General features: G+C 64.4%; 8 protein-coding genes. 4 read left to right on the top strand and 4 right to left on the bottom strand.

The annotated features are described in order from the left end of the window. The first annotated feature begins 59 nt into the window (after positions 1-59). The 4 genes from sppA to CFE28_14105 all read left to right on the top strand — a co-directional run bounded on the left by sppA (position 60) and on the right by CFE28_14105 (position 5,364). Entirely contained in the window at positions 60-1,844 is a 1,785-nt protein-coding gene (gene sppA, locus CFE28_14090; GenBank protein ID OYU71020.1) for a signal peptide peptidase SppA, read from the top strand. A 48-nt stretch (positions 1,845-1,892) separates the two neighbouring features. Then, positions 1,893-2,435, top strand: a complete 543-nt coding sequence (locus tag CFE28_14095; protein OYU71021.1) for a hypothetical protein — start codon at positions 1,893-1,895, stop codon at positions 2,433-2,435. A 76-nt stretch (positions 2,436-2,511) separates the two neighbouring features. Beyond that, positions 2,512-3,708 (top strand): aspartyl beta-hydroxylase, encoded by a 1,197-nt coding sequence (locus CFE28_14100; GenBank protein OYU71022.1) that lies wholly within the window; start codon positions 2,512-2,514, stop codon positions 3,706-3,708. A gap of 48 nt (positions 3,709-3,756) precedes the next feature. Further along, positions 3,757-5,364 (top strand): hypothetical protein, encoded by a 1,608-nt coding sequence (locus CFE28_14105; GenBank protein ID OYU71023.1) that lies wholly within the window; start codon positions 3,757-3,759, stop codon positions 5,362-5,364. Between the two features lie 311 nt (positions 5,365-5,675). On the opposite strand, the gene CFE28_14110 is transcribed toward CFE28_14105, so the two are convergent. The 4 genes from CFE28_14110 to oppB all read right to left on the bottom strand — a co-directional run bounded on the left by CFE28_14110 (position 5,676) and on the right by oppB (position 12,658). Further along, entirely contained in the window at positions 5,676-8,690 is a 3,015-nt protein-coding gene (locus tag CFE28_14110; protein OYU71024.1) for a TonB-dependent receptor, read from the bottom strand. A 240-nt stretch (positions 8,691-8,930) separates the two neighbouring features. Further along, positions 8,931-10,790, bottom strand: a complete 1,860-nt coding sequence (locus tag CFE28_14115; GenBank protein ID OYU71025.1) for a hypothetical protein — start codon at positions 10,788-10,790, stop codon at positions 8,931-8,933. Between the two features lie 57 nt (positions 10,791-10,847). Next, positions 10,848-11,738 (bottom strand): peptide ABC transporter permease, encoded by an 891-nt coding sequence (locus tag CFE28_14120; protein ID OYU71026.1) that lies wholly within the window; start codon positions 11,736-11,738, stop codon positions 10,848-10,850. After that, the gene (oppB, locus tag CFE28_14125) at positions 11,735-12,658 is read right to left on the bottom strand and encodes an oligopeptide transporter permease (GenBank protein OYU71027.1); all 924 of its coding nucleotides are present in this window, start codon (positions 12,656-12,658) and stop codon (positions 11,735-11,737) included. Before oppB ends, CFE28_14120 begins: the two co-directional genes overlap by 4 nt. Positions 12,659-12,722: the final 64 nt, after the last annotated feature.

Below are 12,722 nucleotides of genomic sequence, written 5' to 3' on the forward strand. Positions count from 1 at the left end.
GAACTGTGCAGACACCCGGAAAACAGGCTAGAACCGGTTTTCCTCGTCCTGGATGTCAAATGAAGCAGTTCCTCATCACCGCGGCCGGCGTCTTTGCAGGCCTCATGCTGTTCCTCGTGGGCATTCCCGTGCTGCTGATCGGCATGGCGGCCAGTTCTTCGGGGGGTGAGGTGGCGCCTGATCAGACCGTGCTGAATCTGGACCTGCGGCAGAACCTGACTGACCAGGACTCCGGCAATCCCCTTTCGGCCCTGAGCGGCGGCTCCCTGTCGGTGATGTCGATCATCTCGACCCTGCGCCACGCGGAAACCGATGACCGGGTAAAGGCCCTGCTGATCCGCCTGCCAGAGGGGGGAATGGAGCCCGCGGCCGCTGATGAAATCCGTGGCGCAATCAAGCATTTCAAGGCCACCGGAAAGCCTGTCCTGGCGCACAGCCAGGGACTCTATCCATCCGGAATGGTGACTTCGACCTACGCCGTCGGGACCGCGGCTGATGAACTCTGGATGCAGCCGGGGGCGTCATTCCAGGTGACCGGCATCGCCAATGAGGACATTTTCTTCAAGCGCATGTTCGACAAGTACGGTGTCAAGGCCAACTACGAGCAGCGCTATGAGTACAAGAACGCCGTAAACGGATACCTGCACGACAACTATACCGACGCCCACCGGGAGGCCGAACTGGGATGGATCGGCTCGATCTACCAGATCGCGACTGCCGCCGCCGCGGCTGACCGCAAGCAGGCGCCCGAGGAAATGAAACGGAATCTGGAGGCGGGCCCCTACCTCGCCGAACAGGCCCTCAAACTGCGGCTCATCGACAAGGTCGGCCAGGTCAAGGACGCCGAAGAAGCCATACTGGCCAAGGCGGGGACTGAGTCCGCCCTCTATGACTTCCAGGACTATGCCCATAGCGCCCGGGAAATCGACACAGGCATGGGCCCCGCCATCGCCGTGGTCGAAGCGGAAGGCCCCATAGTCACCGGCAATGCCGGGTCCGGCGGCAATCCCTTCTCCAGCGAGTCGACCATCTATTCCGACACCATGTCCCAGGCGCTTTACGACGCCATCGAGGATCAGGATGTGAAGGCCATCGTCATGCGGGTGAATTCGCCTGGCGGGTCTGATACGGCTTCCGAACAGATCCTGGCTGCCGTGAAGACCGCCAAGGCGGTCGGCAAGCCGGTTGTGGTCTCCATGGGCACCTATGCCGCCTCAGGCGGGTACTGGATCAGCTCCCAGGCCTCATCGATTGTTGCACAGCCCAGCTCGCTGACAGGGTCTATCGGCGTGTTCGGCGGCAAGTTCGCCCTCGGCGAGGCCCTGGCGCGCTATGGGGTGGATGTCCGGCAGCTGAACGTCGGATCGTCCTATTCCGGCGCCTTCGGCATGGGCCGCGAATTCACACCCCAGGAGCGGGCATCCTTCGCTGGCTGGATGGACCAGATCTACAACAACTTCATCGTCCGGGTTGCTCAGGGTCGCAAGCTGCCCGAGGCGCGGGTTCGCGAGATCGCCAAGGGGCGCGTCTGGACCGGCGATCAGGCCAGGCAGCTGGGTCTGGTTGATCAGGTCGGCGGCTTCTATGACGCCGTCGAGAAAGCCAAGACCCTGGCCAAGCTGAAGGGCGAGGTCCGGCTCAAGCCCATGTCGACCCAGTTGTCCACCTTCCAGGCCCTGCAGCACGCCCTGGGCGTCTCCGCCACCTCTGTCCGCACCCTGGCGGCGGCGGCCTGGGTTCTGGGTGACCCGCGCGCCAAGGGCATGCTCGACCAGATCGCGGAGGAACGCCTGCGCGGCCAGACCGGAGGCGCCGCTGTCCTGGCGCCGCGGGCCGTTCACTGAGCCTCGACCAGCCAGACGCAAACTGAAATCCCGCAGAGGAAAACACCCATGAAGACGTCAGCCCGCTTCGCTCTGCCCATCCTGCTTGGCGCTCTCGCCATGGGGGCGCCAGCTGTCAGCGCCGCCAAGGATGTCGCCCCGGACAAGGCGGCGGTTCTCAAGGCCCTGCTGGACTGCAAGACCAGGACAAACCCGACCGAGCGCCTGGCCTGCTATGACTCTGCAGCCACCCAGTTCGAGACGGCCACGGCCAAGGGCGACGTGGTTGTGGTGGACCGCGAACAGATCCGGACCATCAAGCGGCAATCCTTCGGCCTGAGCCTGCCCAGCTTCGCCATCTTCAACGGGGGCTCAAAGACCGAGGAAATCGACACCCGGATCGAGCTGGTGCTGGATTATCCCCAGGCCGGGGAAGACGGCCATCTGCAGTTCGTCTTCGAAGACGGCGCCGTCTGGCGGCAGTTCGACGCCGGGGACATCTATCCCAAGCCCCGCAAGGGCATGAAGGCCGTGATCACCCGTGGCGCCGTGGGCGGCTTCTTCATGTCCCTGAACGGCAAGCCCGGGATCAAGGTGCAGAGGTTGCGCTGAAACGGGGTACATTTCGGTGGCCTGACCCTGCCGGAAGTGGTCTAGATTCCGGGGTCTTCGCCTGGATTGAAACCACATGTCGGACGCCCCAGCCCCAACGCCTCTGGACGTGAACACTCCGGCCATGCGGGCCATTGCGGCCAATGATCCCGGCAGGGCCCTGGAAATCCTGAAGCGCGCCATCTCCCTGGATCCGAAGAACCTGGGCGCCTGGCTGAACTATGCCGGCCTTCTGCGCCGCAGCGGTCAGGCCGACGCCGCCCTCGACGCGGTCAACCACGCCCTGGATGTCGAGCCCCGCTCCTTCCACGGCCTGCTGATGAAGGGGTCGATCCTTGACAGTCAGGGCGACACGCCCGCCGCCGGTCGGGTTTACGCCGTCGCCCTGGTCTTCGCCCCGCCTGAGGCGGAACTGGATCCGCCGACCCGAACCGCCCTGGCCCGCGCCCAGGCCGTCTACTCAAAATACATGGACGATTTCACCTCGGCCATGTGGGAGACGGTAGAGGCCAAGTCGCCTGCCGCTTCCCGACAGGAGCGCAAGCGCTTCGACCATTTCGTCAATGTGATCACCGGCAAGGCCAAGGTCTTCCAGTCCCAACCGTCGGACTTCCACTTTCCGGGCCTGCCCTCCATCGAGTTCTATGACGACAGCCTGTTTCCCTGGATGCCCGAGGTGGAGGGCTTTTTCGAAGCCATACTGGATGAGGTCCAGCAGGAACTGGCCCGGGGCCAGGAAGCCTTCTCACCCTATGTCCAGCTGCCCATGGGGGTGCCAGTCGACCAGTGGGCGGATCTCAACCACTCACAGACCTGGACAACCCTGGCGCTCAAGTCCCGGGGCAAGGTGGTCGCAGAGAATGCCGACAGGTTCCCGAAGACCCTTGAGGCCCTCGACCTCCTGCCCCAGCCCGTAGTTCCGAACCGCTCGCCGGTTGCTGTCCTTTCCGCACTCAAACCCCACACCCGCATTCCGCCGCACCACGGGGTATCCAACACCCGCCTGGTCTTCCACCTGCCGCTGATCGTGCCCGACCATTGCGGCTTCCGGGTCGGGTCCGAGACCCGGCCGTGGGTTCCCGGGAAGGCCTGGGTCTTCGACGACACCATCGAGCATGAGGCCTGGAACAACAGCGACCAGTTGCGGGTCATACTGCTGACCGATGTGCGCAATCCCTATGTGACCCAGTACGAGCACGACCTGTACGGCGAGGTGCTTGCGGCCATTGATGAATTCCACAATGAGGCGGCGGAGTATACAGAAGCACTCTGAGGCTGGTCGGCCTCGGACCGTTCCGCCCTATCGACACTGAGGCCCCCATTGGATCGCCAAGAGCTCTTCGACAGCATCAACCAGAAGCTCGCCGCCAACGATATTGAAGGCGCGGTTGACCTGGCCGAAGTGGCGGTCGCCCTGGGTGAAACCCACCCTACCCTGCTGAATCTCTGCGCACACCGCCTGGAGGTCCAGGGCGATTTTCCCGGCGCCCTGAAGCTGCTTGACCAGGCCCTGCAGATCGCTCCCGATGATGTGAGCATACTCAGCGCCATTGGCCATTGCTGGATCAAGCAGGCCGAGCCTGTGAACGCCCTGCGGGCCTTTTCGGCGGCCCTGGCGCGGCATCCGGGTTTTGCGCCGGCCCAGCATGGCGCCGGCCTGGCCCTGAGGGCGCTCGGCGACCTCAAGGAGGCCAGGACCGCCCAGGCGCGGGCTGCGGCCCTGGACCCCAACTATCCCGATCCCAGGGGCGCTCTGGCCATACTTTCCCTGCACGAGAAAAAGCCTGATGAAGCCCGGGCGCACGCCAACACCGCCCTGCGCCTCAACCCCCGGGAGCCGGCGGCCTTCCTGACCCTCGCCACCCTGGACATTGAGGCGGGCGACCACGCCGCCGTGGCCAGCCGGCTGCAGGGTGAACTTGACGATCCCCAGATTGCGCCCCTGCAGAAGGCGCCCCTGTGCCGATTGCTGGGCGACGCCCTCGACGGTCTGGGACAGTACGACGATGCCTTCGCCGCATATCTGGAAGGCAACACCATTCAACGGCGCATCTACGCCCCCCAGCATGGCGGCGATGACGTGGAGAGCGCCCTCAGCCTCTGCCAGCGCCTGACCCGGGAGTTCTCGGCCGAAGGCATGACCTTCCCGGTCAGACCCCCATCGCCCGGCCCTGATGTGAACCATGTCTTCCTGGTGGGTTTCCCCCGGTCAGGGACGACCCTGCTGGAACAGATCCTGGCCAGCCACCCCGATGTCCTGGCCCTGGAAGAAAAGCCGACCCTGGGCGAGGACATCACGACCTTCTTCCTGGAGCAGGACTCCATGGAGACCCTGCTCTCCCTGGATGACGCCGGGATCGCAAGCCGGGTGGCCGCCTATTGGCAGCGAATTGCTGATTATGGGCTGGCGGTGGACGGCAAGACCTTTGTGGACAAGCAGCCCTCCCTCACAACCTATCTGCCCCTGGTGGCCAGGCTTTTCCCCAAGGCCAAGGTGATCATCGCCCGCCGCGATCCCCGGGACGTGGTCCTGAGCTGCTTCCGGCGGGGTTTCAACATGAGCCGGACCATCTACGAGTTCACCGACCTGGAACGGCTCTCGGCGCTCTATGGCGCCACCATGGATCTGGCCGAGCTGTACGCTGAAAAGCTGCCGCTGAAGTTTCACGTCCACAGTCATGAAGACATGATCGCCGACTTCGACGGGCGGATCAGCGCCCTGTGCGACAGCCTCGGCCTCGAATTCGATGTGAACATGCGCAACTTCGTGGAAACCGCCAGGAGCCGCGACATACGGACCCCGAGCGCGGGTCAGGTGGTCCAGGGCCTCAATGCCGGCGGTGTCGGCTACTGGCGGAATTATGAAGCCCACATGGGGCCCGCCATTGCGGTCCTGCAGCCCTGGATCCAGCGCTACGGCTACGCCTGACCGGCTATCAGGGAGCCCCGGGGCAGGTCACGACCTGACCGGACAGGTCGTCCCTCGGCCTTCACCTCATCTCCGAGCTTGATGAACTGGACCCCGGCCTCCGCCGGGGTGACCGGTGGGTGTTGCGAGTCCGCGCCCGATCTCCAACCCCCGGTCATACCGGCGGAGGCCGGTATCCAGTTCCTAAAGCGCTGCGTAACCTTAGAAGGGCTCCTCTTCGGCAGAGCTTGGATGCGCCAGTCACCCGCGCACGAAAAAGGCGGGCCGGCTTTCGCCGACCCGCCTGATTTCGTTCCGAATGTCAGCGTGACTTAGAAGTCAGCGGTGACGCTCATGAAGACGTTACGACCAAGGGTGTCGTAAAGCTGCGGGAACATGTTGCCGTTACCACCGCCGAAGGCGCCGGTGTTGTTGGCGTCGCCGCGCGGCGGATCCTGGTCGAACAGGTTGTTCGCACCGGCGCGGAGGGTCAGACCCGTCCGGACCTTCCAGGAGGCGCTGAGGTCGATGTAGTTGGTAGCCTTCACCTTGGCGTCGATCGCGTTGATGTAGCCCTGGTTCAGGAAGGCGTTCTTCGAGTTACCGTCGAATTCCGCGCTACCGATATGGCGCCAGGTCAGGGTGCTGGTGATGTTCCACGGCGTGGTCCACGACAGCTTGGCCCGGTGACGCCACTTGGGCTGGGGAACATTGCAGGTCACGCCATAGAGACCGGCGCACTCATAGGTGCCACCGCCCGAGATGGGCTGGGTCACGTAGTTCTTGGTGTAGGTGCCGACCAGGCCAACGCTCAGGCCACCCCAATCCGGCAGGCCGAGATCGGACAGGTCGGTCCGGTAGTTGGCCGCAAGGTCCAGACCCTTGGTCTGAATGAAGCCGGTGTTGACGTTGGTGGAGTCCACGTAACCCGAACCGAACAGCAGGCCGGTGGTCGTGTCACGATGGACGGCGCTGCAGAACACCGGAGAACCGGTGGACAGGCAGTTGCCCAGGGTAACAGCTGCACCGCCGAGGCCGCGCTGGATGATGTTGCGGACGCGGATGTTCCAGTAGTCGATGGAGAAGGTCAGGCCGGGCGTGAAGCGCGGGCTGAACACGGCGCCGTAGGTGTAGGTGTCGGCAGTTTCCGGGTTCAGCAGCGGGTTGCCGCCGGTGAGCGAGCCGCACTGCGAAGCAGGGCAGGCGTCGATCTTGCCATACTGGGCGGCGGTGACGCCGGTCCGCTGGCAGGCTGCGAGCGACTGGGCAGGCTTGGTGCCGGCGCAGGGGTCGGAACCGTTCCACAGATTTTGGACCTGGGCTTCGAACAGGTTGACGATGTTCGGAGCGCGGACAGCGCGGTTATAGCTGTAGCGGAAACGCACGTCGTCGGTCGGGGCGTATTCGCCTTCGGCCTTGAAGGTGTTGGTGTTCACGCCGGTGTTATAACGCGAATAGCGATAGCCGGTGGTGACCGCCAGGGACTTGACCCAGGGCTTGTCTTCCATGAGCGGCATGCGGGCTTCGCCGAACAGTTCGTAGACGTCGAAGGCGCCGGAGACGCTCTTGGACTGGCTGCCGCCAGACAGATCGCCGGAGGTGTAGTTGGCGTCGACGTTATACTCGATGCTCTCACGACGATATTCAGCGCCCAGGGCGATGCCCAGGCCGCCATCGGCGTAGGGCGACTTGGCGCCATACTGGCCGAGGTCGCCGGTGATCGATCCACTGACGATCTGCTCGACTGTGGAGCCGTTCCGGAGACCGGGGGTCAGCAGATAGTCATAGGCATTCTGGGTGATGCCGGCGCTGAGGGCCTTGAACAGGTTCAGCGGGACGCAGTCGCCGCCGGAGATGCACTTGCCGGTGGCAGGGTCGACCAGCAGGGCCTTCTGGATCTTGGCCAGAGAGGCGTAGCCGCCCTGGGTGTCCTGATAGCCAGCCGTGCCGTACTGCGCATAGGCGTCGTATGCCCAGCCGTCACCCAGATCGCCCCGGAGGCCGAAGTTGATCTTGTAGTTGGTGTGGCTGTAGGCGTCCGAACGGGGAACCGCGGCGAAGCGGTAGCCGATCAGGGCCCGGCCAATGGCCGACGTGTTTGCGGCTGCGCCGCACATGGCGGTCTGCTGCTGCAGGGACATCAGCGGGTTGTTACAGTTGATCTCCATATAGCTCTGACCAACCACGGCGCCGCCGCCGGCGAACAGGCCGGACGGTGCGTACTGGGCCCGCGAACGGTCGTCAGCGAACATGAATTCCGAATAGAGTTCAACAGCCGGGTTCAGCTGGTAGTGCGCGAAATAGCCGGCCGAATAGCGGTCGTCCTGACGCTGCAGATAGCTGAGGGTGTTGAAGTTGTAGCCGAAATTGCCCGACGAAGACGGCACGAAGGTGTTGGTGCCGTTGGGATTGGCAGCCTGGCGAACCGTGGTGCCGGGCGTCACGCCAGGGGCGTCGATGAAGCTGAAGCGGCCATAGGCGCCGTTGGACGAACCAAGGCAGAAATAGCTGTCATAGGCCGAGTTGACCGAGGTCGGGCCGGGCTGCGAAGCCAGACCGCAGGCGGCGAAGTCGCGGGTCGCCTGGGTGACGGGCTGGGCGTTGAAATAGGTCGCGTAGACCGTGATGTTGCCCTTGTCGTCGTCGAAGTTCGAACCGAAGACCAGGGAGGCGCTGGTCTGGCCACCGTCAGAACGGTTGCCCGGGATGGCGTAGTTGCCAGCCTTGAGGACCGACTGAGCCAGGGAGTCCTGCTGGCGGTGCTGGTTGAAGCTGTACTGAGCGTCCATGCGGACGCCCTGGAAGCTCTTGATCATCATGAAGTTGACAACGCCGGCCACGGCGTCGGCGCCGTACACGGCCGAGGCGCCGCCGGTGACGACGTCAACGCGTTCAACCAGGGCGGCAGGGATCGTGTTCAGGTCGGCGACCGGGGTCTGCGGGTCACCGGGTTGCAGGCGGCGGCCATTGACCAGAACGACGGTCCGGCTCGGGCCGAGGTTCCGCAGGTCGATGGTGGCGGTGCCGTTACCATTGATGGACTGGCCGAGGTTCTGACCACCGAAGACTTGCGGCAGCGAGTTCGTCAGGGTGTCGATGGAGGCCGTACCGGCGACCTTCACGTCTTCCTGGCTGACGGTCACCAGAGGGCTGTTGGAGGTCAGGTTCGGCTGCGCGATACGCGAACCGGTGATGACCACTTCCGCGACTTCAGGCGCAGCGTTTTCAGCGGCGTAGGCCGAGCCGGCCACGAGAGCGGCGCTGCAGATGATCGAGGAGGCCAGGAGCCTCTCGCGCAGGGTGTTGATTTGCAAAGTGTTGGTCCTCCAACGGAGACGGCCGCACATGGTGCGGACCGCAGCCCCCAAAAAAATAAGATCCCATCGCCGGTAGACTGGCGCGGTTATGCCGGAGTTACGGGGGCTGGGCACTCAGGGTCAACGCACATTAACAAGCTGCAATGGTTTAGGCGCTCGCCTGTCGCTTTTTGGTCACATATCAGACCAATTTGAGCGGCTATCGGCGCAAACGCCGGATTCGTGGGCAAACTTCACCCCGGCAAATGCGGCTCGATCCCGCCCTCGGCTTCACCGATTCGGAGTTCTGGGCGCCACATCAAAGGCGATGGTGATCCGCCGCTCCTGGGATGTGAACGGCACGGTGCCGTGCCACATATAGCTCGGGAACAGGGCCAGCAGGCCGGGCCTTGGCTGGATGTAGTGTTCCGGGCCCAGCTTTGGCTGGGTAGGTTGGCCGGGTTCGCCGAACTTGATCCATCCGGCCTTCGGGTCCGGCGAGGGTTGGGTCGGCATTTCCACGTAGAATGCCGAGGACAGCCAGCCCTGGTGATGGATGTGGTCTGCGTGAAAGCCGTCAGGCCGCAGGAAGACCGACCAGCACCCGGCGATCCGATAGTCACCAAGGAATCGGCGCCCCAGTGGCCCGGGCGCTTCGGCGACCTTGCGCATGTGCTCCCGGATCGGTCCGTCAACGGCCTTGAAGAAGGCCCGCAGGGTAGGATCTGACGACCGCATCAGGTTCTGTGAGGTCTGGCTGCCATTGCGCAGGGACTGATCAAACGGCTCCTTGCGGAAGCTGTGCAGGGTGGTCAGGGAGGCGGCCAGATCACTGAGATAGGCCGACATGCTGGACCAGCCGTCCGGCGTCTCGACCTCGTAGGGCGCCACATAGGCTTCATAGTTGTAGAGGGCCTTGTAGCGCGGATCTCCCATCAGCCGGTAGGCTGTGGCGAGGCGGGCCGTCGCCGTCACATTGAGCGGATCAAAGCTGAGGATCTCCTCCAAAAGTTCCGCAGCGGATTCCGGACGCCCCAGAGCCAGGTCGGCGTCGCACAGCCGGGCCCATATGCCGGGATGCTCGGGGTCAAGGGCGATGGCGCGCTCTGCCTCAGCCCGGGCCGAGGCGGCGTCGCCCAGGGCAAGGTTGATATCGCTCAGCAGCAGATGAAGGCCCACATCCCGGGCGCCGACCTGCAATGCGGACCGCACGATGGTCTGGGCGCCATCCAGGTCCCCCGCGACCTGATGCAACTTGGCCAGGGCCGTGACCGCCCCAAGGTCTCTGGGATCCTTGGCCAGAACGGTGCGTTGAGGCGCGCCCGATTCCTTCAAATCACCCGTGCGCATCCAGATCAGCTGGGACAGGTCGCGATGGATCTCGGGGCCTGCGATCCCCTGCTCCACGGCCTGACGGAAGGCGTCTTCGCCCTCTGACAGCCTGCCCATGCCGGTCAGGGCCCGCCCTCGCACCAGCCAGGGCGCCTCGCCTGTCGCCCTCAGACGGAAGGATTCCGCCGAGGCCCGCTCGGCCTCTGGCCACATCTGGAGGTCGGCATAGCCAGCAGCCAGATTGTGCCGCATGGAGGCGCTCTGCGGATGGTCGCGGACGCACTGTTCAAAGATCTCAAGGGCCGCCTCGGGGCGACCGACTGAGCGGTAAGCCTGGGCCAGGGCGAACAGCAGCCGCAGGTCTTTTGCCCCGGCCTCAACCTCGGCCTCGAGAATGGGCAGGGCTTCGGCAGGTCTGCCCTGGGCCGTCAGGGAGGCGGCGAGACCTTCCAGGGCGTCAAGCACCGGCTTGGCCAGGGCCTGGCCCGACTGGCGTGGCGGGGCCAGGGCAAGGACATCACGATAGGCGGTCTCGGCCTCGGCGATCCGGCCGACCGCCGTCATCAGTTCTCCCTGGGCCAGTATGTAGACCAGTTCGAGCGGGGCCAGCCTTCTGGCATTGGCCAGGGCGGCTTCGGCGCCGGCCGTATCCCCTGCCCTGCGCAGGACAAATCCCAGCAGGCCGTGCAACCGCGCATCGGGGACCCCGGCCTCGACCCAGGGGATCAGAATGTCCCGGGCTTCTGCAATGCGACCGGCCTGGAAGGCCGTGCCTGCGGCGTTATAGGCGCTGTCCGGCGTCGGTTTGGCGGAGCTCATATTGTGGACTCTCCTGGCGACAGCCCCGCCGCGCGGTGGCTGGCCCCGCGATAGGGCCTAGCGGTCCTTGGGGTCAATGGCGTCGCGCAGGCCATCGCCGATGAAGTTGAAGGACATCAGGGTGGCCACCATGGTCAGGGAGGGGAAGACCAGCAGCCACCAGGCCAGCTCCATGTCCTGGGCGCCGCCGGCGATCAGGGTGCCCAGGGAGGCGGCAGGGGGCTGAACCCCCAGTCCGAGGAAGGACAGGAAGCTCTCTGACAGTATGACCGCCGGAATGGTCAGGGTGACATAGACCATGACCGGGCCCAGCAGGTTCGGGACGATGTGGCGGATGATGATGGCGCCCTGCGTCAGCCCGGCGGCCCGGGCGGCCTCGATGAACTCTTTCTGTTTCAGCGAAAGGGTCTGGCCCCGGACAATCCGGCTCATGGTCAGCCATTCCACTGCCCCGATGGCCACGAAGATCAGCACGATGTTCGAGCCGAAGGTGACCATCAGCAGGATGACGAAGAAGATGAAAGGCAGGGCGTACATGACGTCGACAATGCGCATCATCACTTCATCCACCACCCCGCCCAGATAGCCGGCGATGGCGCCCCAGGCGACGCCGATCACCAGGGAGACACAGGTGGCCACCAGGCCGATCATTAGGGAAACCTGAAGGCCGCTGAGCAACCGCGCCAGCAGGTCTCGGCCAAGGGCGTCGGCGCCCAGTATGTGGCCCTGGGTCAGGGGCGGCGCCCAGACATCGTTCTTGTTCACGGCGTCATAGGTGAAGGGGATCAGCATGGGGCCGATTACGGCGGCCGCCACCAGGGTCGTCAGCATGATCATGCCGGTCAGGGCGGCGCGGTTGCGCAGGAGACGACGCAGGGCGTCATCCCAGAGGCTGCGGCCATGGACGGCTTCGGGAACAGCGGCGGCCGGAATGTCGATGCTGCTCATGACAGGGTCACCCGCGGATCAAGGACCGCTAGCGCCAGATCGGCCATCAGGTTCAGGAAAAGGACCAGGGCCGCATAGAAGATCACCATGCCCATGACCACGGTATAGTCCCGCTGCATGGCGCTGATGACGAAGAACTTGCCCAGGCCCGGCAGGTTGAAAATCTTTTCCACCACCAGGGATCCGGTCAGCAGGCCTGCGCTGGCCGGGCCCAGATAGTTGACCAGGGGCAGGATGGCGGCCCTCAGGGCATGGTGGGTGACGATGCGATGGGCGGGCAGCCCCTTGGCCCGGGCGGTGCGTACATAGTTGGAGGTCAGGACCTCGATCATGCCGGCCCGGGTGAAGCGGGAAATGATGGCGATCTGTGGCAGGGACAGGACCGTGACCGGCAGGATCAGGTTCTGGATGGCGCCGCCATTCCAGCCGCCATTGGGCAGCCACTGGAGGATGGAGCCGAACAGCAGGACCAGGAGGGGCGCCGTCACGAAGGTCGGAATGCAGACCCCCAGGATCGCCACCCCCATGACGCCATAGTCCACCCAGCCGTTCTGGCGCAGGGCCGCCATGACGCCCAGGGTCATGCCGACAACAGAGGCAAGGATCATGGCCGAGGCCCCAAGGATCAGACTGACCTTGTAGTTCTCCTGCAGGATCTGGAGGACCGACTTGTCCTTGTATTTCAGGGACGGACCGAAATCCCCGTGCAGGACATCGACCACATAGTCGGCGTACTGGGCGACGATCGGCTTATCGAGCCCGTACTTGGCCTTGATGTTCTGCTCGATTTCCGGGGAAAGCCTGCGGTCGAGGTCAAACGGGCTGCCAGGGGCCGCACGCATCATGAAGAAGGCGACTGTGACCACCAGGAACAGGGTCGGAATGGCCACAAGCAGTCGTCGACCGATGAAACCCAACATTCGAAGAAACGACTCGCTTTGAGACCTTTTGATCGGCCAGACATTGCGAAACTTTCACCGCCCC

This window comes from Alphaproteobacteria bacterium PA2 (assembly GCA_002256425.1).
Classification (GTDB): domain Bacteria; phylum Pseudomonadota; class Alphaproteobacteria; order Caulobacterales; family Caulobacteraceae; genus Phenylobacterium.

What these genes read in the sequence shown, in the direction of transcription:
- CFE28_14110 (OYU71024.1), bottom strand. Translation starts at nt 8,690, where the DNA reads ATGTGCGGCCGTCTCCGTTGGAGGACCAACACTTTGCAAATCAACACC.
- CFE28_14095 (OYU71021.1), top strand. Translation starts at nt 1,893, where the DNA reads ATGAAGACGTCAGCCCGCTTCGCTCTGCCCATCCTGCTTGGCGCTCTC.
- CFE28_14115 (OYU71025.1), bottom strand. Translation starts at nt 10,790, where the DNA reads ATGAGCTCCGCCAAACCGACGCCGGACAGCGCCTATAACGCCGCAGGC.
- sppA (OYU71020.1), top strand. Translation starts at nt 60, where the DNA reads ATGAAGCAGTTCCTCATCACCGCGGCCGGCGTCTTTGCAGGCCTCATG.
- CFE28_14100 (OYU71022.1), top strand. Translation starts at nt 2,512, where the DNA reads ATGTCGGACGCCCCAGCCCCAACGCCTCTGGACGTGAACACTCCGGCC.
- oppB (OYU71027.1), bottom strand. Translation starts at nt 12,658, where the DNA reads ATGTTGGGTTTCATCGGTCGACGACTGCTTGTGGCCATTCCGACCCTG.
- CFE28_14120 (OYU71026.1), bottom strand. Translation starts at nt 11,738, where the DNA reads ATGAGCAGCATCGACATTCCGGCCGCCGCTGTTCCCGAAGCCGTCCAT.